The 24,781-nt window shown below is 73.5% G+C and carries 21 protein-coding genes; 9 read left to right on the top strand and 12 right to left on the bottom strand.

Features of this window, described 5'->3' with window-relative positions:
• Positions 1-998: 998 nt before the first annotated feature.
• Entirely contained in the window at positions 999-2,201 is a 1,203-nt protein-coding gene (locus ACWGN5_RS15260; protein WP_453515026.1) for an amino acid deaminase/aldolase, read from the top strand.
• Here the strand turns inward: ACWGN5_RS15260 and ACWGN5_RS15255 are convergent.
• The 5 genes from ACWGN5_RS15255 to ACWGN5_RS15235 all read right to left on the bottom strand — a co-directional run bounded on the left by ACWGN5_RS15255 (position 2,198) and on the right by ACWGN5_RS15235 (position 7,662).
• Positions 2,198-2,743, bottom strand: a complete 546-nt coding sequence (locus ACWGN5_RS15255; protein ID WP_453515023.1) for a DUF3710 domain-containing protein — start codon at positions 2,741-2,743, stop codon at positions 2,198-2,200. The genes ACWGN5_RS15260 and ACWGN5_RS15255 overlap by 4 nt on opposite strands.
• A 34-nt stretch (positions 2,744-2,777) precedes the next feature.
• Entirely contained in the window at positions 2,778-4,031 is a 1,254-nt protein-coding gene (locus tag ACWGN5_RS15250) for a haloacid dehalogenase-like hydrolase (protein ID WP_453515020.1), read from the bottom strand.
• A 90-nt stretch (positions 4,032-4,121) separates the two neighbouring features.
• On the bottom strand, positions 4,122-4,907 hold the full coding sequence (locus ACWGN5_RS15245; protein WP_453515017.1) for a 3-oxoacyl-ACP reductase: 786 nt from the start codon (positions 4,905-4,907) through the stop codon (positions 4,122-4,124).
• 5 nt (positions 4,908-4,912) lie between these two features.
• Positions 4,913-6,268: an aldehyde dehydrogenase family protein gene (locus ACWGN5_RS15240; RefSeq protein ID WP_453515015.1), complete on the bottom strand. Its 1,356-nt coding sequence runs from the start codon at positions 6,266-6,268 to the stop codon at positions 4,913-4,915.
• A gap of 29 nt (positions 6,269-6,297) precedes the next feature.
• The gene (locus ACWGN5_RS15235) at positions 6,298-7,662 is read right to left on the bottom strand and encodes a glutamine synthetase family protein (protein WP_352020530.1); all 1,365 of its coding nucleotides are present in this window, start codon (positions 7,660-7,662) and stop codon (positions 6,298-6,300) included.
• 89 nt (positions 7,663-7,751) lie between these two features.
• On the opposite strand from ACWGN5_RS15235, the gene ACWGN5_RS15230 reads away from it, so the two are divergent.
• From ACWGN5_RS15230 to ACWGN5_RS15220, 3 genes are all read left to right on the top strand, one after another.
• On the top strand, positions 7,752-8,480 hold the full coding sequence (locus tag ACWGN5_RS15230) for a FadR/GntR family transcriptional regulator (RefSeq protein WP_453515012.1): 729 nt from the start codon (positions 7,752-7,754) through the stop codon (positions 8,478-8,480).
• Positions 8,481-8,632: 152 nt separating this feature from the next.
• A complete protein-coding gene (gene eat, locus ACWGN5_RS15225) occupies positions 8,633-10,066 on the top strand; it encodes an ethanolamine permease (protein WP_453515009.1) in 1,434 nt (477 codons plus the stop codon).
• A gap of 28 nt (positions 10,067-10,094) precedes the next feature.
• Complete coding sequence (locus ACWGN5_RS15220; protein WP_453515008.1) at positions 10,095-10,775, top strand: gamma-glutamyl-gamma-aminobutyrate hydrolase family protein; 681 nt, start codon at positions 10,095-10,097, stop codon at positions 10,773-10,775.
• A gap of 63 nt (positions 10,776-10,838) precedes the next feature.
• Here ACWGN5_RS15220 and ACWGN5_RS15215 read toward each other — a convergent pair whose 3' ends face one another.
• Positions 10,839-12,272 (bottom strand): purine-cytosine permease family protein, encoded by a 1,434-nt coding sequence (locus ACWGN5_RS15215; protein WP_453515005.1) that lies wholly within the window; start codon positions 12,270-12,272, stop codon positions 10,839-10,841.
• A 67-nt stretch (positions 12,273-12,339) separates the two neighbouring features.
• On the opposite strand from ACWGN5_RS15215, the gene ACWGN5_RS15210 reads away from it, so the two are divergent.
• Together ACWGN5_RS15210 and ACWGN5_RS15205 are read left to right on the top strand one after the other, a co-directional pair.
• Positions 12,340-13,062, top strand: a complete 723-nt coding sequence (locus tag ACWGN5_RS15210; protein WP_453515002.1) for a TetR/AcrR family transcriptional regulator — start codon at positions 12,340-12,342, stop codon at positions 13,060-13,062.
• 61 nt (positions 13,063-13,123) lie between these two features.
• On the top strand, positions 13,124-14,752 hold the full coding sequence (locus tag ACWGN5_RS15205; RefSeq protein ID WP_453514999.1) for an amidohydrolase: 1,629 nt from the start codon (positions 13,124-13,126) through the stop codon (positions 14,750-14,752).
• Positions 14,753-15,218: 466 nt separating this feature from the next.
• On the opposite strand, the gene ACWGN5_RS15200 is transcribed toward ACWGN5_RS15205, so the two are convergent.
• The gene (locus ACWGN5_RS15200) at positions 15,219-16,160 is read right to left on the bottom strand and encodes a LysR family transcriptional regulator (RefSeq protein WP_453514997.1); all 942 of its coding nucleotides are present in this window, start codon (positions 16,158-16,160) and stop codon (positions 15,219-15,221) included.
• A gap of 70 nt (positions 16,161-16,230) precedes the next feature.
• Between ACWGN5_RS15200 and ACWGN5_RS15195 the strand changes: the two genes are divergently transcribed.
• Positions 16,231-17,391, top strand: coding sequence for a TDT family transporter (locus ACWGN5_RS15195; protein WP_453514995.1), 1,161 nt, complete (start codon positions 16,231-16,233; stop codon positions 17,389-17,391).
• On the opposite strand, the gene ACWGN5_RS15190 is transcribed toward ACWGN5_RS15195, so the two are convergent.
• The 4 genes from ACWGN5_RS15190 to ACWGN5_RS15175 all read right to left on the bottom strand — a co-directional run bounded on the left by ACWGN5_RS15190 (position 17,318) and on the right by ACWGN5_RS15175 (position 21,612).
• Entirely contained in the window at positions 17,318-18,034 is a 717-nt protein-coding gene (locus ACWGN5_RS15190) for a helical backbone metal receptor (RefSeq protein WP_453514993.1), read from the bottom strand. The genes ACWGN5_RS15195 and ACWGN5_RS15190 overlap by 74 nt on opposite strands.
• Positions 18,035-18,039: 5 nt before the next feature.
• Positions 18,040-18,591, bottom strand: a complete 552-nt coding sequence (locus ACWGN5_RS15185; RefSeq protein ID WP_453514990.1) for a helix-turn-helix domain-containing protein — start codon at positions 18,589-18,591, stop codon at positions 18,040-18,042.
• 140 nt (positions 18,592-18,731) lie between these two features.
• Positions 18,732-20,546, bottom strand: a complete 1,815-nt coding sequence (locus ACWGN5_RS15180) for an ABC transporter permease/substrate binding protein (RefSeq protein WP_453514988.1) — start codon at positions 20,544-20,546, stop codon at positions 18,732-18,734.
• A complete protein-coding gene (locus ACWGN5_RS15175; protein WP_453514985.1) occupies positions 20,539-21,612 on the bottom strand; it encodes a quaternary amine ABC transporter ATP-binding protein in 1,074 nt (357 codons plus the stop codon). The genes ACWGN5_RS15180 and ACWGN5_RS15175 overlap by 8 nt, the downstream gene beginning before the upstream one ends.
• 275 nt (positions 21,613-21,887) lie before the next feature.
• On the opposite strand from ACWGN5_RS15175, the gene ACWGN5_RS15170 reads away from it, so the two are divergent.
• Both ACWGN5_RS15170 and ACWGN5_RS15165 read left to right on the top strand, forming a co-directional pair.
• Positions 21,888-22,793: a 5'-3' exonuclease gene (locus ACWGN5_RS15170; RefSeq protein ID WP_453515043.1), complete on the top strand. Its 906-nt coding sequence runs from the start codon at positions 21,888-21,890 to the stop codon at positions 22,791-22,793.
• A 100-nt stretch (positions 22,794-22,893) separates the two neighbouring features.
• Positions 22,894-23,730: a siderophore-interacting protein gene (locus ACWGN5_RS15165; protein WP_453514983.1), complete on the top strand. Its 837-nt coding sequence runs from the start codon at positions 22,894-22,896 to the stop codon at positions 23,728-23,730.
• A gap of 172 nt (positions 23,731-23,902) precedes the next feature.
• Here ACWGN5_RS15165 and ACWGN5_RS15160 read toward each other — a convergent pair whose 3' ends face one another.
• The gene (locus ACWGN5_RS15160; protein ID WP_453514980.1) at positions 23,903-24,580 is read right to left on the bottom strand and encodes a MerR family transcriptional regulator; all 678 of its coding nucleotides are present in this window, start codon (positions 24,578-24,580) and stop codon (positions 23,903-23,905) included.
• Between the last annotated feature and the right edge of the window lie 201 nt (positions 24,581-24,781).

The raw sequence follows: 24,781 nt of genomic DNA, 5'->3' as shown, positions 1-24,781 counted from the left end.
CGCCAACGGGCCGGGCGGGGGCCGCTGCGGGCGCAGTCGGTCCGCCCACGGGCCGGGCGGGAGCGGCCTCCGGCCCGCCGGGGCCGCCCGCTGGCTGGGCAGGGGCAGCCGCGGGCCGGGCGCCGATGCCCGTCGGCCCAGCGGACCCGGGTGTGGGCCCACCAGGGCCACCGCTGGGCTCCTCAGGGGCGGCTGCCGACCAGGCGGGGGCAGCCGTGGGCCGGGTGGGGCTGTCCAAGGGCTCTACGGGGGCGGCCGGAGCCCCCGGCGCCCCGGGGGCGGTCGTGGGCCGGGGCGGCACGGTCGTCGGGCCGACAGCGGCAACCGCGGGCCGGGCGGGGCCGCCCATGCGCCCGGCAGGGGCGGCCGCAGGCCGGGGCGGCTCGGACGGCATGGCCGTCGGCGCGGGCGGCGCGGGTGCGGCTGGGACGACCGGCGCGGGCGCGGCAGAGGCAGGCCGTGCGGCCGTCGGGGCGGCCGTCGGGGCGGCCGTCGGCGCAGGCAGCGCGGGCGCAGCCGAGGCAGGCCATGCGGCCGTCGGGGCAGGCGCGGCCGAAGGAGACGGCGCGGCCGTCGGCGCGGGCGGCGCGGGCGCCGCGGAGGGAGACGGGGTGGCCGTCGGCGCAGCCGGGGCAGGGCGGGTGGCCGTCGGCCGCGCCGGGGCCGGCGCCGGGGTCGTCAGCCGCGCCTGGGCCGATGGCGGGGTCGTCGGCCGCGCCTCGGTCGGCGGTGGGGTCGTCGCGGTGATCGGGCGCAGGCGGGTCGTCGTCTCCACCGGCGGGAGGTCCGAGGCGTCCGCCCTCGGGAGGTCCGGGGCATCCGGGGTGTCCCGTGGGGGGAGTAGCGCGTCCGTGATGCGGGAGGTCGTGGGGCCGTGCTCGACCGTCATCCCCGTCCCCCCGCTCGTGTCGACAATGCCCGTCACTCTACGGGCTGTTCCCCCGCGCGCGGGAACCCAGGGGCTACCCACCCGTAAACCGGTCTGGCAAGCTCGGGCCATGACTCCCCGTGCCGCCGACCGGGCCCGATACGACCGGGCCACCGCCCATCTCGACGCGCCCGTGGCGATCGTCGACCTGGAGGCCTTCGACGCCAACGCGGCGGACCTCGTGCGCCGGGCCGGGGGCAAGCCGGTCCGGGTGGCGAGCAAGTCCGTGCGGTGCCGGGCGCTGCTGGAGCGGGTCCTCGCGCGGGAGGGCTTCGCCGGGATCATGTCGTTCACGCTCGACGAGTCGCTGTGGCTGGCTCGGGCCGGGTTCGAGGACGTCCTGCTCGCGTATCCGTCGGCGGACCGCGCCGGCTTCGGCGAGCTCGCGCGGGATCCGAAGCTCGCCGCCGCCGTCACCGTGATGGTCGACGACGTGGCGCAGCTCGATCTGATCGACGCCGCCCGCGCGGGCGGGACCGAAGAGGTGCGGGTCTGTCTTGAGCTGGACACCGCGCTGCAGCTGTTGGGTGGACGGATACGGGTCGGAGCCCGGCGGTCCCCGTTGCGGACGCCGGCCGACCTGGCCGAGGTCGCGCGCTCGGTCGTGCGGCGGCCCGGTTTCCGGCTCGTGGGGATCATGGCGTACGAGGGGCACGTCGCCGGGGTCGGGGACGCGGTCGCCGGCCGTCCGCTGCGCTCGCGGGCGATCCGGCTCATGCAGTCCGCCGCCCGCAAGGAGCTCGCCGAGCGCCGCGCCGCCGCGGTGCGGGCCGTCCGGGCGGTCGCGCCGGACCTGGAGTTCGTGAACGGCGGCGGCACCGGGAGCGTGCAGCACACGGCCGCCGAGGACGCGGTGACGGAGATCGCCGCCGGTTCGGGCCTCTTCCTGCCGCGTCTCTTCGACAACTACACCTCGTTCAGCGGCCGCCCCGCCGCCCTCTTCGCGCAGCCGGTCGTCCGCCGCCCCGGTGTGGGCGTGGTGACGGTCCTCGGCGGCGGGTACCCGGCCTCCGGTGCCGCCGGCCCGGACCGGCTGCCCGTCCCGTACCTGCCGGAGGGGCTCCGGTACGACCCCCAGGAGGGTCCCGGCGAGGTGCAGACCCCGCTGCTCGGCTCCCCCGCCGACGATCTGCGGATCGGCGACAAGGTCTGGTTCCGGCACGCGAAGGCCGGGGAGCTGTGCGAGCGGTTCGAGAGCCTGCACCTGGTCGAGGGGGATCGCGTCACGGCGACCGTGCCCACGTACCGGGGTGAGGGGATGACCTTTCTCTAGGACGTCGTCGGCGGGCGCAGCGGGATCGGTCCGACGGGCCGCGGCGGACCGAAGCCGACGGGTGACGGGTCGAGGCCCTTCGGGCCGTAGGACGGGTCGACCACCACGTGTGCGACGTACGCGTGCGCCCAGTCCTCGCCGTCCCCGCCGGGGACCGGCTCGCGGTCGGGGCCGCTGACGAGGGCGCGCAGGAGCCACCCCGGGGCTTCCCTCCAGAGGACCCTGACGGGCAGGTCCACCGAGGTGCCGTCCGGCCTGATGCTCGGCACGACGCAGATCAGCTCGGTGCCGCAGGGGCCGGGGCGTTCCTCGGCGGTCCCGCCGAGGTGCCGGACGTTCCGCGCGAACCGGTCCCTGGCGCCGGCGCCCTCCCCGGCGGCCGACGCGTGGAAGGCCTGGAGCTGGACGGCGAGTCGGCGGTCCCGTACGACGGTGACGGCGACCGGGTCGGAGGAGCCGCGTGCCCGCTCGAACCGGAGTTCCGCGATCGGTCGGCGCGGCAGCCGCATCCCTCCGAGGTCGATGGTCCCGTGCTCCCCCATGGCGTCTCTCCCCCTCCGCCGGCCCGTGGCCGCGTCAGTACACCGTGTCCAGCTGGTCCGGCACAACGCTGCCGTCCGTGCGCCGGACCGGCTGCGCCGTGCCGTCGCTCGCCGTGTAGCCGGTCGTCGCGCAGGGGTACGGGCTCGGCTTCCGCTTCTTCGGCTCGATGAACATGGGGTTCACCAGCCAGCGCCCGTCGCCGTTCTCGTACGCCCGGCACATGAGTTCGTTCTTGTTGCGGTTGAGGACCAGGCGCAGCCCGGTGGCGTCCCTCAGGAACGAGACGTCGGTGTCGGAGTCGCCGGCGGCGAAGACCTGCCGGCGGGCGGCGGGCTGGAGGCGCTCGGCGGCGGGGCCCCGGACGCCGAGGATCTCCTGGTTGATCCAGCAGCGCTTGCCGTCGATGTAGGTGATCATCGCGTCCTCGCCGTCCCGGACGCCGCCGCAGCCCTTGAGGTGGCTGGTGAGGCGCCCGTAGGAAGTCGTGTTGCGGATGCCGACCGCGTGGGAGGGGTCGATGCCGACGCCCTCGGCCCAGACGTCGACGACGGGTTCGGGCGAGGCGGAGACGATCCAGACGTCGAAGCCGCCGTCCTGGAGGGTGCGGATCAGATCCCGCTGCTGGTCGTAGTACCGGACCCAGCCGGTGACCCGGGACGTGCCGACCTGCTGGGTGGCGCCCTGCGGTGCGGCGAGGTTCTCGGCGCGGGCGGCAGCCGCGAAGGAGGCCGCGTCGCGGGTGGTCCAGCCGTGCAGGAGCTGGGCGAGCCAGGCGTACTGGGGTTCCATGCGGCGGTGGTCGTGGCCGGCGAAGGCGGTCCGGCCCGCGGTCGTGGCGCCGTTCGCGTACACGGAGAGGAGTTCGTCGGCGCAGCGGGTGTCGGTGGCGGTGGGGAGGGTCCGTACGCCGGTGGGACAGGCCTCGCCCAGGGCGGTCGCGGCCTCGGGGGTGAGGTAGCGGCTGGTGGTGGACCAGTCGCCGTCCTTCGGGGGCCGGACGCGGTCGTTGCGGAGCAGCCAGAAGAAGGTGGCGTCGCCGACGTCGTTCTTGATGACGGTGTTGTCCCAGTCGAAGACCGCGACCGGCTTCCTGCCCCGGTCGTGGCAGTGGTCGGCGATCAGGGCGTCGATGCGGGCCTTGTTGTCCCCGTACCAGCCCTCGGAGCTCTTCAGGGTGGGGCAGGCGGCGGTCCCGGCCTCGGTGTGCGCGGCGGCGCCCGTCGCGGGGACGAGGGCGGCGAGGGCGAGGGCGGCCGCCGCGGCGGACGTGCGGAGCTTGTGGTTCATGGACGCACTCCTGTCGGTACGCGGGACAGCCGGGCGCCTTGCGACGCCCGGCTGTCGGGTGGGGGGGGAGAGGGTGGCGGCGGCGAGGGTCTAGAGGGGGGTCACGTACGCCCCGGAGATTCCGCCGTCGACGAGGAAGTCGCTGGCGTTGACGAAGGAGGAGTCGTCGCTCGCGAGGAAGGCGACGGCGGCGGCGATCTCCTCGGCCTCGGCGAAACGGCCGACGGGGATGTGGACGAGGCGGCGCGCGGCCCGCTCGGGGTCCTTGGCGAACAGCTCCTGGAGCAGCGGGGTGTTGACCGGCCCGGGGCAGAGGGCGTTGACGCGGATGCCCTCGCGGGCGAACTGCACGCCGAGCTCGCGGGACATGGCGAGGACGCCGCCCTTGGACGCGGTGTACGAGATCTGGCTGGTGGCCGCGCCCATGATGGCGACGAAGGAGGCGGTGTTGATGATGGAGCCCTTGCCCTGGCGGCGCATGTAGGGCAGGGCGGCCTTGCAGCAGAGGTACACGGAGGTGAGGTTGACGTCCTGGACGCGCTTCCAGGCCTCCAGGCCGGTCTCCAGGATGGAGTCGTCGTCGGGGGGCGAGATGCCGGCGTTGTTGAAGGCGATGTCGACGGAGCCGTAGGTGTCGAAGGCGGTCTTGAACAGGGCCTCGACCTCCTCCGGGTCGGTGACGTCGACCTTCACGAAGGTGCCGCCGACCGCCTCGGCGGCGGCCTTGCCGGCGGTCTCGTCGATGTCGGCGCAGACGACGTTGGCGCCTTCGGAGGCGAGGCGGCGGGCGGTGGCGAGGCCGATGCCGCTGCCGGCTCCGGTGATGACGGCGGTGCGGCCGACGAGGCGGCGGCAGACGATCTCTTCGGTGGTCATGCGGTTCAGGCCTCCGTGCTGAGGAAGACGTTCTTGGTTTCGGTGAAGGCGGTCAGGGCGTCGGGGCCGAGTTCGCGGCCGAGGCCGGACTGCTGGTAGCCGCCGAACGGGGTCCAGTAGCGGACGCTGGAGTGGGAGTTGACGGAGAGGTTGCCGGCCCGGACGGCGCGGGAGGCGCGCAGGGCGCGGCCGACGTCGCGGGTCCAGATCGAGCCGGAGAGGCCGTACTCGGTGGCATTGGCGAGGCGGATCGCGTCGGCCTCGTCCTCGAAGGGGAGGACGACGGCGACGGGTCCGAAGATCTCCTCGACGGCACAGGGGGCGGTCTCGGCGACGCCGGTGAGGACGGTCGGCGGGAACCAGAAGCCGGGGCCCTCGGGCGCCTTGCCCCGGATCCCTTCGAGATCGTCGGTGACGTAGGAGCGGACGCGGTCGAGCTGGGCGCGGGAGATGAGCGGGCCCATCTGGGTGCGCTCATCGGCGGGGTCGCCGACGACGATCTCCTCGATGGCGGGGGTGAGGAGTTCCAGGAAGCGGTCGTACGCGCTGCGCTGGACGAGGATGCGGGTGCGGGCGCAGCAGTCCTGGCCGCTGTTGTCGAGGAAGGACATCGGGGCCGCGGCCGCCGCGGCCTCCAGGTCCGCGTCGGCGAAGACGATGTTGGGGCTCTTGCCGCCGAGTTCGAGGGTGACCCGCTTCACCTGGTCGGCGCACTTCGCCATGATCGACTTGCCGACCCTGGTGGAGCCGGTGAAGACGATCTTGGCGATGCCGGGGTGTTCGACGAGGGCGTTCCCGGCGACGGGGCCGGTGCCGGGAAGGACCTGGAAGAGGCCTTCGGGGAGGCCCGCCTCCAGGGCGAGTTCGGCGAGGCGGAGCGCGGTGAGGGGGGTGGTCTCGGCCGGCTTGAGGAGGACGGCGTTGCCGGCGGCGAGGGCGGGCGCGGTGGCCCAGGCGGCGATCGGCATGGGGAAGTTCCAGGGGGCGATGACGCCGACGACCCCGAGCGGTTCGAGGATCGTGATGTCGAGGCCGCCGGCCACCGGGATCTGGCGGCCGTTGAGCCGCTCCACTCCCCCGGCGGCGAAGTCGAGCAGGTCCCGGACGTTGCCGGCCTCCCAGCGGGCGTTGCCGATGGTGTGGCCGGCCTCGGTGACCTCCAGGCGGGCCAGTTCCTCGATGTGGTCGTCGACGACGGCGGCGAAGCGGCGGAGCAGCCGGGCCCGGTCGGCGGGCGCGGCGGCGGCCCAGCCGCGCTGGGCGGCGGTGGCGCGGGCGACGGCGGCGTCGACGTCGGCGGGGGTGGCGGCCGGGACGGTGGCGACCAGCTCTTCGGTCGCCGGGTTCAGTACCTGGAGCAACTCGTTCCTCTCACTTCACAGGTGCGTTTCTAGAGGCGTTCGAAGGAGCGGCGCAGCTCCCAGTCGGTCACCGCCGCGTCGAAGGCGTCGAGTTCGACGCGGGCCATGTTGCGGTAGTGGGCGACGACCTCGGCGCCGAAGGCGGCCTTGGCGATCTCGCTGGTCTCCCAGAGTTCGGCGGCCTCGCGCAGGGTGGTGGGGACGTGCGCGTACTCGGCGGTGTACGCGTTGCCGGTGCAGGGCGGGGGCAGTTCGAGGCGCTGCTCGATGCCGTACAGGCCGGCGGCGACCAGGCCGGCGACGGCGAGGTAGGGGTTGACGTCGCCGCCGGGGAGGCGGTTCTCGAAGCGGGTGGAGCGGCCGTGGCCGACGACCCGGAGCGAGCAGGTGCGGTTGTCGTGGCCCCAGGCGACGGCGGTGGGCGCGAAGGAGCCGGGCTGGAACCGCTTGTAGGAGTTGATGTTGGGGGCGTAGAGGAGGGAGAAGTCGCGGAGGGCGGCGAGCTGTCCGGCGAGGAAGTGGCGCATGGTCTCGGACATGCCGTGGGCGTCGTCCCCGGCCATCACGTTGTGTCCCTCGGCGTCCTGGAGGGAGAGGTGGATGTGGCAGGAGTTGCCCTCGCGCTCGTTGTACTTCGCCATGAAGGTGAGCGAGCAGCCCTCCTGGGCGGCGATCTCCTTGGCGCCCGTCTTGTAGACGGCGTGCTGGTCGCAGGTGACGAGGGCCTCGTCGTACTTGAAGGCGATCTCGTGCTGGCCGGGGTTGCACTCGCCCTTGGCGGACTCGACGGTGAGTCCGGCGCCGGTCATCTCGTTGCGGATGCGGCGCAGGAGGGGTTCGATGCGTCCGGTACCGAGGACGGAGTAGTCGATGTTGTACTGGTTGGCGGGGGTGAGGCCGCGGTAGTTGGCGTCCCAGGCCTGTTCGTAGCTGTCCTTGAAGACGATGAACTCGAGCTCGGTGCCGACGTGGGCGGTGAGGCCGAGTTCCGCGAGGCGCTCCAGCTGGCGGCGGAGGATCTGGCGGGGCGCTGCGACCACGGGGGTGCCGTCGGCCCAGGCGAGGTCGGCCGTCACCATGGCGGTGGCGTCGTTCCAGGGGAGGCGGCGGAGGGTGGTGAGGTCGGGGTGCATCGCGAAGTCGCCGTAGCCGCGGTCCCAGGAGGACATCTCGTAGCCGTCGACGGTGTTCATCTCGGTGTCGACGGCGAGGAGGTAGTTGCAGCCCTCGGTGCCGTGACCGAGGACCTCGTCCAGGAAGAACGGTGCGGCGAACCGCTTGCCCTGGAGTCTTCCCTGCATGTCGGGGAAGGCCAGGACGACGGTGTCGATCTCGCCGCTCGCGACGAGGGCGCGGAGCTCCTCGACGGTGAGCGGGGGTGTGCGGTCTGCCACGGGATTGCTCCTCCTTCGGCGTGCCGGGAGCCATAAGGTATTGCGGAAGACCATTGCTTGGGAAGTCCTGGAGGAAGGGAAACGAGAACGTGGCCAGTACGAGTGAATCGGCGGACCGGCTGACGCCCGTGCTGCGGCCGGTGCGGGCGGGCAACGGATTCGAGGAGGCCCTGGAGCAGATCCTCCAGGTGGTACGGCTCGGTCTGGTGCCCGGCGGGGAGCGGCTGCCCGCCGAGCGGGAGCTCGCCGACCGGATGGGGATCAGCCGGGTGACCCTGCGCGAGGTCCTCAAGGTCCTCCAGGAGCAGGGGCTCGTGGAGAGCCGGCGCGGCCGGTACGGCGGGACGTTCGTGCTGCCCAGGACGCAGACGGCGGACGAGGACGAGCTGCGCCGCCGGATCGCCACGGTCGACATGGAGGACACCCTGCGCTTCCGTGAGGTCCTGGAGGTGGGGGCCGCCGGGCTGTGCGCGGCCCACGGCCTCGACGCGGCGGGCGAGGAGCGGCTGCGGACGGCCGTGGCGGCGACCCATGACGCCCCGCTGGCCGATTACCGCCGCCAGGACACCCTGCTCCACCTCACGCTCGCGGAGCTCTCCGGCTCGCCGACGCTGACCGCGCAGTACGCCGCCGTCCGCGCGACGGTGAACGACCTCCTGGACTGCATCCCCCTGCTCGTACGCAATCTGGAGCACTCCCAGCACCAGCACACCGCCCTGGTGGAGGCGGTCCTGGACGGGGACGCGGACGCGGCGCGCGAGGTGATGCGGGAGCACTGCGCGGGCACGGCGGCGCTGCTGCGGGGCTTCCTGACGTGAGCCGGGGCGGCCCGGTTCGGGCCCTCCCGGCCCGGCGCACAGCGGACGGCGGCGTAACCCGAAAGTAACGCACGGGGGTTGCGCTCCCCCGTCGGCCACCGCAAAGGTATGGATCCAATCCATTGGGCCCGTTGCGGGGAGCTGACGCTGCCATGACGCTCGAAGACACCACGCCGACGAAGGACGACTATCTGGAGCGCCGGGCCTTGCGCCGCGGCAGCGCGGGCTGGCTGCTGCTGACCGGCCTCGGCGTGGCGTACGTCGTGTCGGGGGACTTCTCCGGCTGGAACATCGGTCTGTCGAAGGGCGGCTTCGGCGGGCTCGCCGTCGCCACCGTCCTGATGGGCGCGATGTACGCCTGTCTGGTCTTCGCGCTCGCCGAACTCTCCGCGATCCTGCCGACCGCGGGCGGCGGCTACGGCTTCGCGCGCCGGGCGCTCGGCACCTGGGGCGGCTTCCTCACCGGCACCGCGATCCTCATCGAGTACATCCTGGCCCCCGCCGCCATCTCCATCTTCATCGGCGACTACGTGGAGTCCCTCGGGCTCTTCGGCCTGGAGTCCGGCTGGCCGGTCTATCTGGTCTGCTTCGCGCTCTTCATCGGCATCCACCTGTGGGGCGTGGGCGAAGCGCTGCGTTTCAGCCTGATCGTGACGGCGATCGCGGTCGCGGCCCTGGTCGTCTTCGCGCTCGGCGCGTTCACCGACTTCCACGTCGACGGCCTGAACGACATCCCGGTCGACGGCGAGGCCCTCGGGTCGAACTCCTGGCTGCCCTTCGGGCTCCTCGGCATCTGGGCCGCGTTCCCCTTCGGGATGTGGTTCTTCCTCGGCGTCGAGGGCGTGCCGCTCGCCGCCGAGGAGGCGAAGGACCCGGTCAGGTCGATGCCGAAGGCGCTCGCGATCTCCATGGGGATCCTGGTGCTGCTCGCCGTCATGACCTTCTTCGCCGCCACCGGCGCGCGCGGTGCGGCCGCCGTGCAGGAGGCCGGAAATCCGCTGGTCGTGGCGCTCCAGGGCGACGGGGAGCCGACCGCGCTCAGCCGCTTCGTGAACTACGCGGGCCTCGCGGGCCTGGTCGCCTCCTTCTTCTCCCTCATCTACGCCGGCTCGCGCCAGCTGTTCGCCCTCTCCCGGGCCGGCTACCTGCCCCGCTTCCTCTCCCTCACGAGCCGCCGCAAGTCGCCCTACCTGGGACTCCTCATCCCGGGCGCCATCGGCTTCGCGCTCGCCGCCGGGACCGGGAACGGGGCCCGGATGCTGAACATCGCGGTCTTCGGCGCCACCATCTCGTACGCCCTGATGGCGCTCTCCCACATCGTGCTGCGCCGCAGGGAGCCGGGCCTGCACCGGCCGTACCGCACGCCCGGCGGGACCGTGACCTCGTCGGTGGCCTTCGTCCTGGCCCTCTCGGCGCTGGTCGCGACCTTCCTGGTGGACCGGGCGGCGGCGTTCATGGCGCTCGGGGTGTACGTGATCGCCCTCGCCTACTTCGCGTTCTACAGTCGGCACCACCTGGTGGCCAGTGCGCCCGAGGAGGAGTTCGCGGCGCTCGCCGCGGCCGAGGCCGAGCTCGAACGCGACTGATGCCCCTTCCCTTCCTGGAGGAAGTCCCGTGACCAAGCCGCTGATCGGCGTGACCACCTATCTGGACCAGGCGCGCTGGGGCGTCTGGGACATGACCGCCGCGCTGCTTCCCGCGCAGTACCCCCGTCTCGTACGGGACAGCGGCGGGCTCCCGGTGATGCTCCCGCCCGGCGGGCCCGAGGACGCGGCCGCGGTGGTGGCCCGGCTCGACGGCCTGGTCGTCGCGGGCGGGGCGGACGTCGAGCCCGTACGGTACGGGGCCGAGCCCGACCCCCGTACCGGCCCGCCGGCCCGGGCCCGGGACACCTGGGAGCTGGCCCTGATCGACGCGGCCCTGGCCTCCGGCACCCCGCTGCTCGGCATCTGCCGGGGCATGCAGCTCCTGAACGTGGCGCTCGGCGGCACGCTGATCCAGCACCTGGACGGGCACGTGGAGGCGGTCGGGGTGATCGGCCGGCACGCGGTGAAGCCGGTGCCGGGCACCCGGTACGCCTCGCTCGTACCCGAGCTCGCCGAGGTCCCGACCTACCACCACCAGGCCGTGGACCGGCTGGGCACGGGCCTGACGGCCTCGGCCCACGCGGAGGACGGCACGGTGGAGGCGGTGGAGACGGACGGCCCGGGATGGGTCCTCGGTGTGCAGTGGCACCCGGAGATGGGCGAGGACCTGCGGGTCATGCGGGGCCTGGTGGAGGCGGCGGGTCGGTAGCGCCGCCGGAAAGGATGCGGAACGGCCGGGGTGGGCTCCGGCCGTCCCGCGGTATGAGGGGGCTCAGCTCGTCGCGGCCACCGCGCGGCGACCGAGGAGCACGTACAGGCCCGAGGCGACGATCATGCCGACCGGCATGGAGAGGTCGATCCCGCCGAGTGCCGTGGCGACCGGGCCGGTGTAGATCGTGTTGACACAGAGGGCCGCCGAGGCCACGCCCACGACCAGGGAGAGCGCGCCCGCCCAGTTGACGCCACCGGTGAACCAGAAGGGGCTGCCGGGGGTCTCGTCCGAGAGCGCGCGGCCGTCGTAGCGGTTCCGGCGCAGCACGATGTCGGTGGCGTACACCGCCATGAGGGGGCCGATCAGGACCACGATCACCTGGAGGGCGTTGCTGACGGTGTCCAGGAAGTTGGAGACCAGCAGGCCGTAGAGGGTGGCGGCGACGGCGACGGTGCCGTCGAACAGGACGCTGACGGTGCGTCGGATGCGCAGTCCGACGGCCTGGAGGGCGAGGCCCGCGCTGTACGCGGTCAGGGCGTTGATGGAGATCGTGCCGAGGACGAGGGCGAGCAGGAAGACGGGCACGAACCAGCCCGGCAGGATCTCCTGGAGCGCGTTCTGAGGGTCGGTCATGTCGACGGCGGTCGCGGCGAAGGCGCCGAGCGAGCCGACGATGACGCTGGGGACGAAGGCGCCGAGCGCGGTCCAGCCGGCGATCGCCTTCGGCGAGGCCGTACGGGGCAGGTAGCGGGAGAAGTCGGCGCTCGTCGTGTACGAGAGCGGGCCCGAGGCGACCATCGTGGTGCCCGCGATGAGCACCGCCCAGAGGTCGACACCGGTCAGCGGCTCGGCCGGGGTGTACGAGAAGTCGGCGTGCCGGAAGACCGCGAGCGCGACGACGGTGAACGCGCCGGCCAGGGCCAGGGTGATCGGCAGGTACAGCTTGATGATCAGGGCGTGGCCGTAGACGCTGATGGCCAGCGTGAGGGCGGCGATCACCACGATGACGGCCACCTTGACCGGGGTGTTCGCGGTGATGCCGGCCTTCTCGACGAGTGCGAACGCGGCGGTCGCGGCGGCGGCGAGGTTGAGCGCGAAGTAGCAGACGGAGACCAGCCAGCCGCCGATCGCGTTGTTCACACGGTTGCCGATGACGCCGTACAGCGCGCGGGTGATCACCTCGCTGGGCGCGCCCGCGGCCGGTCCCGAGGTGGCGAGGAGCCCGGTCAGCATCCAGAAGAGATTGCCCACGACGGTCACGGCCACGGCCTGCCACAGGCTCAGGCCCATCAGGACGAGCGCGCCGCCGATGACGAGGCTGAGGTAGTTGACGTTGGCGGCGGCCCAGACGGAGAAGAGCTCGCGGGGATGCCCGTGGCGCTCGGTGTCGGGGATGTGATCGATGCCGTGGGCTTCGATGCGGCCCGGCCTGTCGGTGGCCGGCGGGGTGACCTCGGCGCGGGCCGCGCCGGGGTCGGGGATCGTGGAAGCCATGCGGCCCTCCGGTGCTGTCGTGCCCACCTGTTTGCTTATTGGTCGCACACTCAATAGCATCGCCGGTATGCCGTCAAGCGTCCAGCGCAAGAGAATCCGGAAAACTCCCGAAGCCCGTAGGGCGGAGATCGTGGAGACCGCGGCCCGGGTCGCCCTGACCGAGGGCCTGGAGTGCGTCACGCTCCGCCGCATCGCCGATGAGCTCGCCGTAAGACCCGGTCTGATCAGCCACTACTTCCCGTCGGCGGAGGATCTGGTGGCCGAGGCGTTCAGCGTCGCGTCCACCGGTGAGCTCGACGCCCTGCTGCCCGCGGACCGCCCCGACGGGACCCCGACGCAGTACCTCGCGCGCTACTTCGCCCTCTCGGCCGGAGAGGCGTACGACGACATCAGCCGCCTGTGGATCAACGCCCGCCACCTCAGCCGCTACCGACCGGTGCTCCGCGACCGGGTCGCCGAGCAGGAGCTCGCCTCCGACGACCGCCTCGAAGGACTCATCCGCGAGGGCGTCGAACGGGGCGAGTTCCGGACGGACGACCCGCGCGCGACGGCCATCCAGATCCTGGTGGTCCTCGACGGCCTCGGCGCCCACGCCAACACGGACCGGAGCAACCGCCCGGAGGCGGTGACGCGGATGGCGGTGACGACAGCGGAACGGGAACTGGGGCTGGCGCGGGGGGCGCTGACGGAGGTGACGCTGCCGGGGGAAGGGGCGAGGGCGGGCGGGGCGGCGGGTCTGGCCGGTGCGACCGGTCCGACTGGTCCGACCGATCCGACCGATCCGGCGTAGGCCACCCCACCTCAGCCCACCCCCACCCCCCTCTCTCTCCCGCACTCATCCTGGAGTCATCGTGCGCACCCGACTCGCCCTGCTCTCCGCCCGACTGCTCGACCCCGGCACGGGGGCGTTCCTGCCGGAGAGCGCGCTCGCCGTCTCCGAGGACGGCCGGATCTCCGCCCTGGGCGACGACCGCGAGATCCGGGCGCTGGCCGGTCCGGCGACCACCGTCGTGGACCTCAAGGGGGCCGTGGTCACCCCGGGCCTCGTCGACGGCCACCTGCACCCGGTGTCCGGCGCCGAACTCACCCACGGCCTCGACCTGTCGTACTGCTCCGACGTCGACGACGTACGGGAGGCGCTGGCCCGCGAGGTGCGGAGCCTGGACCGCGGTGAGTGGCTGTTCGGCTGGGGGCTCGACCCGAACGTCTTCGGCGACCGCCCCGTCGGGAAGGCGCCGTTCGACGCCGTGCTCGACGGGGTGCCGGCCTTCCTGCTGCTCTTCGACGCGCACTCGGCCCTGGCCAGCCGCCGGGCCCTCGAACTCGCCGGGGTCGACGGCCCCCGCACCTTCGACCAGGCGTCGGCGGAGGTCGTCTGCGATGCCGACGGTCGGCCGACCGGTCTGCTCCAGGAGGACGCGGCCTGTGAGCTGGTCGAGCGGGTCGCGCCGCGGCCGACGCGCGAGGAGAGCCGGGAGCGGCTCGCGACGGCGCTGCGGTCGATGGCGGCGGCGGGCCTCACGGGCGGTCACGCCATGGACGCCAACGGGGACAGCCTCGCCCTGTACGGGGAGCTCGACGAGGCCGGTGAGCTGCCGTTGCGGCTCCGGGTCGCGCCGTGGTGCCAGCCGGGGACGGACGAGGCCGGGGTACGGGAGCTGATCGCGCTCCAGGGCACGGGCGGCGAGCTGTGGCGGGTCGCGGGCGTGAAGCTGTTCATGGACGGGACGATCGACAACGGGACGGCGTGGCTGGAGCGGCCGGACTGCCACGGCGAGTCGACGCACGCGTTCTGGCCGGACCCGGAGGCGTACACCCGGATCATCGGGGAGCTGCACCGGGCGGGGGTGGCGACGGCGACGCACGCGATCGGTGACGCGGCGGTACGGCACGTGCTCGACGCCGTCGAGAAGGCGCGGACCGGCGGGGGCGCCGGGGTGCGGCACCGGGTGGAGCACATCGAGACGGTGCCGGACGACACGCTGCGGCGGTTCGCGGAGCTGGGCGTCCTGGCGTCCATGCAGCCCACGCACTGCTGCGACTTCACGCGCGCCGACCACACGGACAACTGGTCGCGGCGCCTCGGCGAGGAGCGCGCCTCGCGCGCGTGGCGCTGCCGGGACCTGTCGGATTCGGGTGCCACGGTGGTGCTCGGCTCGGACTGGCCGATCGCGCCGTTCCCGCCGCTCGGCGTGATGGCCGGGGCCCGGCACCGGCGGCCGAGCCGGGACCTGGGGCAGGCGCCGCACGGGCCGGAGCAGGCGCTCACGCCGTTGGAGGCGCTGCGGGGGATGACGACGGCGGCGGCGTATGCGGCGGGCGAGGAGCGCGTGGCCGGGCGGCTTGCGGTCGGCTACCGCGGCGACCTGACGGTTCTGGCGGCGGATCCCCTGACGACGCCGTCGACGGAGCTCCCGGAGGTCCCGGTCCACTTGACGACGGTGTCGGGCCGGGTCACGTTCCGCGCGACAGAGATCTGACGCCCCGCGCGCTTCCGCCCCGTTGTGGGCATGCGTTCCGCCGGGGCGGTGCCCACGCCCCGTTGTGGGCATGCGTTCCGCAAGGGGCGGTGCCCACCCCCCGTTGTGGGCATGCGTTCCGCCGGGGCGGAACGGGTGGGCACAACGGAACGGCGCCCCTGCCGGCGCCAGAGGCTCCCGCGCCCTGACCCGCACCCGTCGTGCGCCGCGCATCGGGGTGCGGGTCCAGGCGCGGAACGCGGAGGCGCCGCGAGAGGGCGCCGTCCCGTGTGCCCACCCGTCCCGCCCTGCGGGACGATTGCCCACACGGCGGTCGGCGACGTTCACACGGGCGCGGGCCCACACGGCGCGTGGGCACCGCCCAGGCCGGGCGCGGGCCCACAGGGGCGGTGGGCCGGGGCGCCGCTCAGCCGAGGCGCGGGCTCACACGGGGCGCCGTCCGCACCAGCCCGCGGCCCGCGGCGCGTCACGCCCGCGTGAGCGACAGCAAGTCTCGTGCCGGGCCCGTCGGGCGGTGCCCCGTCGGCCAGACCGCGCGGAGGTCCCGGCGGAGCAGCACCCCCTCCACCGGGATCGCCACCAGCCGCCGCGACGCCAGCTCCTCCGTGATCGCGAGCTCGCTGAGGACCGCCGGCCCGGCCCCGCTCACCGCCGCCGCCTTCACCGCCGTCGTGGAGGCGAGTTCGAGGAGCGGCTGCGCGAGCCCGCCGTGCGCGGAGAGCGCCGCGTCCAGGACCTGCCGGGTGCCCGAGCCGCGTTCCCGCAGGACGAGCGGGGTCGCGGCCAGCTCGACCGGGTCGAGCGGGACCCGGCGCCGGGCCCACGGATGCGAGGGCGCGGCGACGAGCGCGAGCCGGTCGTGCGCGACGACGACCCCGTCGAGGCCGTCCGGCACGGCGAGCCCCTCGACGAAGCCGACGTCGGCCTCACCGGCGAGGAGCCGTTCCGCGACGGCCGCCGAGTTCCCGGCCTGGAGCGACACGGCCGTGTCGGGCCGCTCGGCGCGCAGCGCGATCAGCCAGCCCGGCAGCAGGTACTCGGCGATCGTCATGGACGCGGCGACCCGCAGCCGCGAGTCCCGCCGCCCCCGCAGCGCCTGCGCGCCCGCGTCGAAGGCCTCTGCGGCCTCCACGATCCGCCGTGCCCAGTCGGTGACGAGGGCGCCGGCGTCGGTGAGCCGGGAGCCGCGCGGCGAGCGGTCGAGCAGGGCGACGCCGAGCTGGCGTTCCATCGAGCGCATCCGGCTGCTGGCGGCGGGCTGGGTGATGCCGAGCTCGCGGGCGGCCGCGCCGAGGCTGCCGTGCCGGGCGACGGCGAGGAGCAGCTCCAGGGCCCCGAGGTCGGGGACCCGGTGGTGGAGGGGGTTCGGCGTCTCGCCCTGCTCGCTGCCCGCGAAGGAACTGCTCATAAAGTCAGCTTATGGCCTCATAGCCGCAACGTCCCTGGTGGGGGCCATTCCGGCGCGAAACGATCGGGGCATGGCAAGCCTCGCACCTTCTCTTCCCGCCCTTCGCGCCACCACCCCCGGCGCCCCGGCGGCCCGTTCCGTCCGTCACCTCGGACCGAACTGGTACGCCTCCGTGATGGGCACGGCCATCGTCGCCAACGCGGGCGCCGCCCTCCCCCTGGACGTCCCCGGGCTCCGTACGGCCTGCGCGGCCGTCTGGGTCCTGTCGCTCGGGATGCTGCTCGCCCTGGTCGCCGCCCGGGCCGCGCACTGGGCCCGGCACCGGGACCAGGCCCGGGCGCATCTCATGGACCCGGCGATGGCGCCGTTCTACGGCTGTCTGTCGATGGCGCTGCTCGCGGTCGGCGGCGGGGCGGTGATCGTGGGCCGGGACTGGATCGGGCTCCCGGCGGCCGTCGCCGTCGACACGGTCCTGTTCACCGCGGGCACGGCGATCGGCCTGGTGGCCGCGGTGGCCGTCCCGTACCTGATGGTCGTGCACCACCGGATCGAGAGCGCGTCACCGGTGTGGCTGCTGCCGGTCGTCGCCCCCATGGTGTCCGCCGCGCTCGGCCCCCTCCTCGTGCCCCACCTGCCCGCCGGGCAGGCTCAGCAGACGCTCCTCATCGGCTGCTACGCGCTGTTCGGCGTCAGCCTGCTCGCCACCCTGGTCATGCTGCCGCTGGTCTTCGGACGACTCGTCACCGGCGGCCCGCTGCCCCTCGCGCTGACCCCCACCCTGTTCCTGGTCCTCGGCCCGCTGGGCCAGTCGACGACCGCCGCGAACAAGTTCGCCGACACGGCCACGGGCGTGCTGCCCGCCCCGTACGCCCACGGTTTCGCCGCCTTCGCCGTCCTCTACGGCGTCCCCGTGATGGGCTTCGCGCTGCTGTGGCTGGCGCTCGCCGGGGCGATGGTGCTGCGGGCGCGGCGGCGGGGCATGGGCTTCGCGATGACCTTCTGGGCCTTCACCTTCCCGGTCGGCACCTGTGTGACCGGCGCGGAGGGACTGGCGCAGCACACCGGTCTGGACGCGTTCCGGTGGCTCGCGATCGGCCTGTACGTGTTCCTCGTGGCGGCCTGGCTGGTGGCGGGCTTCCACACCGTGCGCGGGCTGGTCAGCGGTGCGCTGCTCGCAGGGCCCGGGCCAGTACCCGCGGGGCCTCGGCCAGTGACGGCCCGTACCAGGTGAGCATGCGTCCGTCGACGAGGGCGGCGGCGGTCCCGGGGAAGGCCTCGGGGCCGTCGTCCCGTGTGAAGCGGTAGGGCTCGTCGGGCAGGACGACGAGCTCGGGCGCGGCGGCGCGGAGTGCGTCCAGGGGGATCCTCGGATAGCGGTCGGGATGGTCCGCGTAGAGGTTCCGGACGCCGAGGCGGGCGAGCAGGTCGCCGGCGAAGGTGTCGGAGCCGAGGACCATCCAGGGCCGCCGCCAGATCGGTACGACGGCGGTGCACGGCTCCAGCGGGGAAACGGCCTCCCAGGCGGCCTCGGCCGCCACGAGCCATTGGGGTCGGCGGGGCGCGCCGCAGGCGGCGAGGACCCGCTCCAGCTCCCGAAACCCCTGGTCGAGGGTGCGGATCTCGGTGACGAGGACGTCGAGGCCTGCGGCCCTGAGGGCGGCGAGGTCGGGGGCGCGGTTCTCCTCCTCGTTGGCGAGGACGAGGTCGGGCCGGAGCGCGGCGATCGCGGCGGTGTCGGGGTTCTTGGTGCCGCCGATACGGGCGACGTCGAGAACGACGGGGTGGGTGCACCAGTCCGTCGCGCCGACGACCAGGCCGGGCGCGGTCACAGCGACCGCCTCCGTCAGGGACGGCACGAGCGAGACGACACGCACCCCGCCTACTCCTCCTCGGCCTCGACGTGCTCGGCGACGGCGACGACCAGGAGCCGGGTGCCGGGCTCGGTGGCGCGCCAGCGGTGCCGTACGCCGCCGGAGAGATAGAGCGTGTCGCCGCGGCCGAGCCGGTGGGCGCGGCCCTCGGCCTCGACCTCGGCGGCGCCGTCGGCCACGTAGAGCAGCTCGTCGTTCCGGTGCTGGAACTCGCGTCCCGCGTCCTGCTCGCCGGTGAACTCCAGGGCGTGCAGCTGGTGACGGCCGCGGACCAGCGACCGTACGCCCGCCGGCATCCCCGGGGTGCGGTCCCCGGCCCGTACGACGTCGACGGTGCGGGAGGCCTCGGCGGCGGCGAGGAGTTCGCCGGCCGTGGTCTCCAGGGCCTCGGCGACGAGTTCGAGGGAGCGGCGGCTGGGGCGGGCGCGCTCGTTCTCGACCTGGCTGAGGAAGGGCACGGAGAGGCCGCTGCGGGAGGCGACGACGGCCAGGGTCAGCTGGAGCGCTCTGCGGCGCCTCTTGACGGCCGCGCCCACGCGGGGTGCTTCCTTCTCGTCCATGTCGGCTCCCTCCCTCTGCTCGTACCGGTCGGTTACCTGAACCTTACGCAGCTTTGGGGCGGGGTTTCGCGTCGTGACGAAAAGGGGTGGTCGCCGAACACGATCGGCGACCACCCCTTTTCGGCCAGTGAGCGAAGGACCTACTGCGGGGCGAGCTTCTCCGCGAGGCCCGGGTTCCGGTCCAGCCAGGTGCGGACGGCCTCCTGCTCCTTGCCCTTGCCGGTCTCCTGGATGACGGCTTCGAGGTCCGTGAGCTGCTTCTCGGTCAGCGAGAAGTTCTTCAGCCAGGCGCCGACCTCGGGGTTCTCGGCGGCGAAGCCCTTGCGGGCGAGGGTGTGGACGCCGTCGCCCTTGCCCCAGGAGCCCTTGGGGTCGTCGAGCTTCTTCAGGTCATGGGCGGAGTAGGCCCAGTGCGGGGACCAGAGGGTGACGACGACGGGTTCCTTGCGCTCGTACGCGCGCTTCAGCTCGGCGAGCATGCCGGGCGTGGAGCCGTCGACGACCTGGTACTCGCCCTCCAGGCCGTAGTCCTTGAGGACCTTGTCCTTGAGGATGCCCATCATTCCGGCGCTGGGCTCGATGCCGACGATCCGGCCCTTGAACTGTCCGGCCTTCCCCTTGAGGTCGGCGAGGGAGTCGACGCCCTTCACGTACGAGGGGACGGAGAGCTCCAGGGAGGTGGGGCCGTACCAGGAGCCGAGGTCCTCCAGCTTGTTCTTGTACTTGTCCCAGTACTGCTGGTGCGTGACGGGGAGCCAGGCGTCGGTCTGGAAGTCGAGCTGCCCGCCGGCCAGGCCGGTGTAGAGGGCGCCGGCCTCCAGCTGCTTGGTCTCGACCTCGTAGCCGCGGCGCTCCAGGAGCTCCTTCCACAGGTACGTGGAGGCGATGCCCTCGTCCCAGGGGATGTAGCCGATGCTGACCTTCTTGCCGTGGCCGCCGTTGGGCCCGGAGGCGCTGGTGGAGCTCGCGCCGCCGTTGCCGCCGAGGAAGCCCATGCCGCCGGCCGCGAGGGCGAGGACGACGACGCCGACGAGGGCGGTGACGGGCTGCGGGCGGTGGGCCCAGAGCTTCGCCCCGGCCCGCTTGGCGCCGAGCGCGGCGCGGGCCTTGGCGGCGGCGCGGCGGCCCAGCGGGGAGACCTGGCGGCCGAGGGCGCCGGTCATCCGGTCCAGGTACATGGCGAGGACGACGATGGAGACGCCGGCCTCGAAGCCGAGGCCGATGTCGACGTTGCCGATGGCGCGGTAGACGGCGCCGCCGAGCCCGCCGCCGCCGACCATGCCGGCGATGACGACCATGGAGAGGCCGAGCATGATGACCTGGTTGACACCGGCCATGATGGTCGGCAGGGCGAGCGGCAGCTGCACGCGCAGCAGCGTGTTGCGCGGGGTGGTGCCGAACGCCTCGGCGGCCTCGACGAGTTCGCCGTCGACCTGGCGGATGCCGAGCTCGGTCATGCGCACGCCCGGCGGCAGCGCGAAGACGATGGTGGCGATGATGCCGGGGACGACGCCGACGCCGAAGAAGATGATGCCGGGGATGAGGTAGACCATCGCCGGCATGGTCTGCATGAAGTCGAGGACGGGCCGCAGGACGGCGCTGACGGTCTTCGAGCGGGCCGCCCAGATGCCGAGCGGGACGGCGATCACCAGGGTGACGAGCGTGGCGACGAGGACGAGCGACAGCGTCGCCATGGCCTCGTCCCACAGCTGGACCGAGTCGACGAGCGCGAAGCCCGCGAAGGCGAGGACGCCGGCGGCGAAGCCGCGCAGCCACCAGGCGACGACGGCGAGGATGCCGGCGAAGAGCAGCGGCTGGGGCGCGGACAGGACGGCGTCGATGCCGTCGTACAGGCCGGTGACACCGGTGCTGACGGCGTCGAACAGCCAGGAGAACTGGGCCTGGAGCCAGTCGACGGAGCTGTCGACCCACTGGCCGAGGGGAAGCCTAGGCACCGGCGGTCACCTCCTGGGCCTCGGTGATCGGGGCATGCGGCGCGGCGACACCGCCCATGACGGCGAGGAGACGTTCGGTCGGTACGACTCCGAGGACGGAGCCGTCGGTGTCCTCGACGGTCACCGGGTGCGGGGCCAGGGCGGCCACGGCGCACAGGTCGGCGACGAGCGTGTCGGGTCCGACGGCGCGGCAGGCGCAGTCCTCGGGGCAGTCGGCCGGCGCGGCGTCCGTCATGACGGCGGCGGCGGTGAGCACCCGGGAGCGGTCGACGTCCTGGATGAAGGAGGCGACGTAGTCGTCGGCGGGGCGGACGAGGATGTCCTCGGCGGTGCCGAGCTGGACGATCCTGCCGTCGCGCATGACGGCGATCCGGTCGCCGAGGCGCATGGCCTCGTTGAGGTCGTGGGTGATGAAGACGATGGTCTTCTTCAGCCGCTGCTGGAGCACCAGGAGCTGGTCCTGCATGTCGCGGCGGATCAGCGGGTCGAGCGCGCTGAAGGACTCGTCCATCAGGAGCAGGTCGGCGTCGGTGGCGAGGGCGCGGGCGAGGCCGACGCGCTGCTGCATGCCGCCGGAGAGCTCGTCGGGCCAGGACTTCTCCCAGCCGGCGAGGCCGCACAGTTCGAGGGCCTCGGCGGCGCGGGTCTCGCGCTCGGCGCGGGGCACGCCCTGGACCTCGAGACCGTAGGCGGCGTTCTCCAGAACGTTTCGGTGCGGGAACAGCGCGAAGTGCTGGAAGACCATGCTGATCTTCTTGGAGCGGACCTCGCGCAGCTCGCGGGGGGAGAGCGCGGTGAGGTCGTTGCCGTCGTAGAGGACCCGGCCCGCGGTGGGTTCGAGCAGGCCGTTGAGCATGCGGAGGAGGGTGGACTTCCCGGAGCCGGACAGACCCATCACGACGAAGATCTGGCCCGGTTCGACGGTGAAGCCGGCGTCGACGACCGCGGCGGTCGTCCCCTCGGCGCGCAGCTCGTCGCGGTCGGCGCCGTCGGCGAGCCTGCGGACGGCTTCGTCGGGTCGTCTGCCGAACACCTTGTACAGATGGTCGGCCTGGAGCCTGGACACATACACCTCACGGGTAGAAATGAAGAACGGCCCCACCACCCCCGCGTGGCCGGCCGTGGAGCGGGCGGGATCGGCCCGCGGGCCCGTCGCGTACGGGGATCCTTTTCGTTGAATCCCGTACCGGGTTCCGCTCCGGGCTCGCGCCTTCCCGGCTTCACAGGGTGCAAACGCAAAGGTGACGGGGGTCACGCGAGGGGTGCCGCCGGGGGTTCGGCGCGCGCAGCGGGGGTCCTGTCGGTGGCGTGCGGCATGATCGGGGTGTGACGCGACGCCTGATGCTCCTCGACACCGCCAGCCTCTACTTCCGCGCGTACTTCGGCGTGCCGGACTCCGTCCGGGCGCCCGACGGCACCCCGGTGAACGCCGTGCGCGGGCTGCTCGACTTCATCACCCGGCTCGTCCAGGACCACCGCCCCGACGAGCTGGTGGCCTGCTGGGACGAGGACTGGCGGCCGCAGTGGCGGGTGGACCTGATCCCCTCGTACAAGGCGCACCGGGTGGCCGTGGAGACGGCGACGGGCCCGGACGTGGAGGAGATCCCGGACACGCTGTCCCCGCAGGTGCCGGTGATCGAGGAGGTCCTCGCGGCGCTGGGCATCGCGCGGGTCGGGGCGGCGGGGTACGAGGCGGACGACGTGATCGGGACGCTGGCCGGCCGCGCCGCCGGGCCGGTGGACATCGTCACCGGCGACCGCGACCTGTTCCAGCTGGTCGACGACGCGCGGGGCGTCCGCGTGCTGTACCCGCGCAAGGGCGTCGGCGACTGCGACCTGGTGGACGCGGAGCTGATCCGCACGAAGTACGGGGTGCTGCCCGAGCAGTACGCGGACTTCGCGGCGCTGCGCGGCGACGCGAGCGACGGCCTGCCCGGGGTGAAGGGCATCGGCGAGAAGACGGCGGCGCAGCTGATCACGGAGTACGGGGACCTGGCGGGCGTCCGGGCCGCGGCGGAGGACCGGACGTCGAAGCTGACGGCGGCGAAGCGGCGCGGGATCGTGGAGGCGGCGGCGTACCTGGACGTGGCGCCGACGGTGGTGCGGGTCGCCGCCGACGTACCCCTGCCGGAGTTCGACGCGGCCCTGCCGGCCGCTCCTCGCGACCCCGCGGCCCTGGAGGCGCTGGTGAAGCGGTGGAACCTGGGGGGCGCGGTGGCGCGCCTGCTGCCGGTCCTGGAGCGCTGACGGAGCGCGTCGAATCCCGGGCGATCCGTAGACCCTCGGGCCTTTCTCGGCGCGGGATGCTAGCTTAGGCATACCTAAGTACGCAGAGTCAGGAGAGCCCGTGGCAGAGCAGCCGGCCCGCAAGGCACCGAAGGCCACCGAAGCGCGTGTGGTGCACACCGAGCGGATCACTCCGCACATGGTGCGCGTCGTGCTGGGCGGTCCCGGGCTGGACGGCTTCGCGGCGGACACGTTCACCGACCACTACGTGAAGCTCCTCTTCGCCCCGGAGGGCGTCTCCTACCCGGAGCCCTTCGACATGGAGCGGATCCGGGCGGAGTTCCCCCGGGAGCAGTGGCCGACGACGCGGACGTACACCGTGCGGACCTGGGACCCGGTCCACCGCGAGCTGACCATCGACTTCGTGGTCCACGGCGACGAGGGCCTGGCGGGGCCCTGGGCGGCGCGCGCCCAGGCCGGCGAAACGGTTCGCTTCCTCGGACCCGGCGGCGGCTACGCGCCGGACCCGGCGGCGGACTGGCACCTGCTCGCGGGCGACGAGAGCGCCCTCCCCGCGATCGCGGCGGCGCTTGAGCAACTGCCCGAGGGGGCGAAGGCGCACGCGCTCATCGAGGTCTCGGACGCGGCCGAGGAGCAGAAGCTGGCGACGGCGACGGGCATCGAGGTCACCTGGCTGCACCGGGGCGACCGTCCCACGGGCGAGGCGCTGGTCGAGGCGGTCACCGCCCTCGACTTCCCCGCGGGTGACGTGCACGCCTTCGTCCACGGCGAGGCGGGCTTCGTGAAGGAGCTGCGCCGGCACCTGCGGCTGGACCGGGGCGTGGCGCGCGAGCGCCTGTCGATCTCGGGCTACTGGCGCCTGGGCAAGTCGGACGAGGGCTGGCGCGCGATGAAGCGCGAGTGGAACGACCAGGTGGAGCGCGAGCAGGAGAACTGAGCCGAGGGGCCCGGGGCGACAGGAGCCCCGGGCCCCTTCGCGACTCGGGCGCCCGGTCCGGCGCGCCCCGCCCTACGCCGCCCAGTCCTACACTCCCCCACCCTTCGCTCCTCCGTCCGACGCCCCCGTCCGGCGCTCCTCCGTCCGACGCCCCGTCCGGCGTGATGCCGCCCTACGCTGCCCCGTCCGGCGCGCCCCCGTCCCGTGCCGCCGCGTCCCGTGCCTGGCCGAAGGTGGCCTCCGAGGCGTCCATGTGGGCCAGGCGGCGCAGCGCGGAGAAGATCACGTCACCGAGGACCGTGCCGACGACCGCGCTCTCCACGAGCTCCTCCCGCGCCACGTAACGCGCCACGTAGTCCAGATCGGTCCGCGCCACCTGCTCCGCCGCGTCCGCGTACGTGTCCAGGACGTCGACGAACCGGGCGTGCCCGAGTTCGTCGAGCGCCACGAGGGCCGTCGCGAGGGCCTCCGACGCCGGGCCGGAAGGGTCGGCGTGCCAGCCTCGCGCCGCGATCAGCCCGGCGACCGTCTTCCGCGCCTCCTCGATGCCCTCCACGGCCTCGCGCTCGTAGCGCGGCGGCACCAGGGGCTTGGTCGCCGCGCCCAGGACGTCGTGCACCGGCCGCTCCGCGTCGTCGACCGCCGTCACCACGCCGCGGATCCCCGCCACCGACAGCCCGCCCACGTCGATGAGCGCCCGGATCAGCCGGAGCCGCCGCACATGCGCCTCCCCGTACGAGGCCTGGTTCGGGCTCGTCAGCTCTCCGGCGGGCAGCAGCCCCTCCCGTACGTAGAACTTGATCGTCGGCACCGACACCCCGGTCCTGCGACTCAACTCTCCGATGCGCACCGCTCGTTCACCTTCCCGGTCTTTCTCCGACCTTGCCGACCGACACCTCCATCATAGATAGTGGCGCTATCAGATAGCGGCAAGTGCCACTATCCATACTTCCCACGGGGGGATTCGTATGTCTTCGTCCACTCTGTCGGCCCCGCAGATCCGGCCGCCCGCCGCGCCGCCCCGGCTGCACCGCCCGCTGGTCTGGTTCTC

Source organism: Streptomyces sp. NPDC055815 (assembly GCF_053616475.1).
Note: the sequence above shows the minus strand (reverse complement) of the source record. Positions and strands in the feature narration are given on the sequence as shown.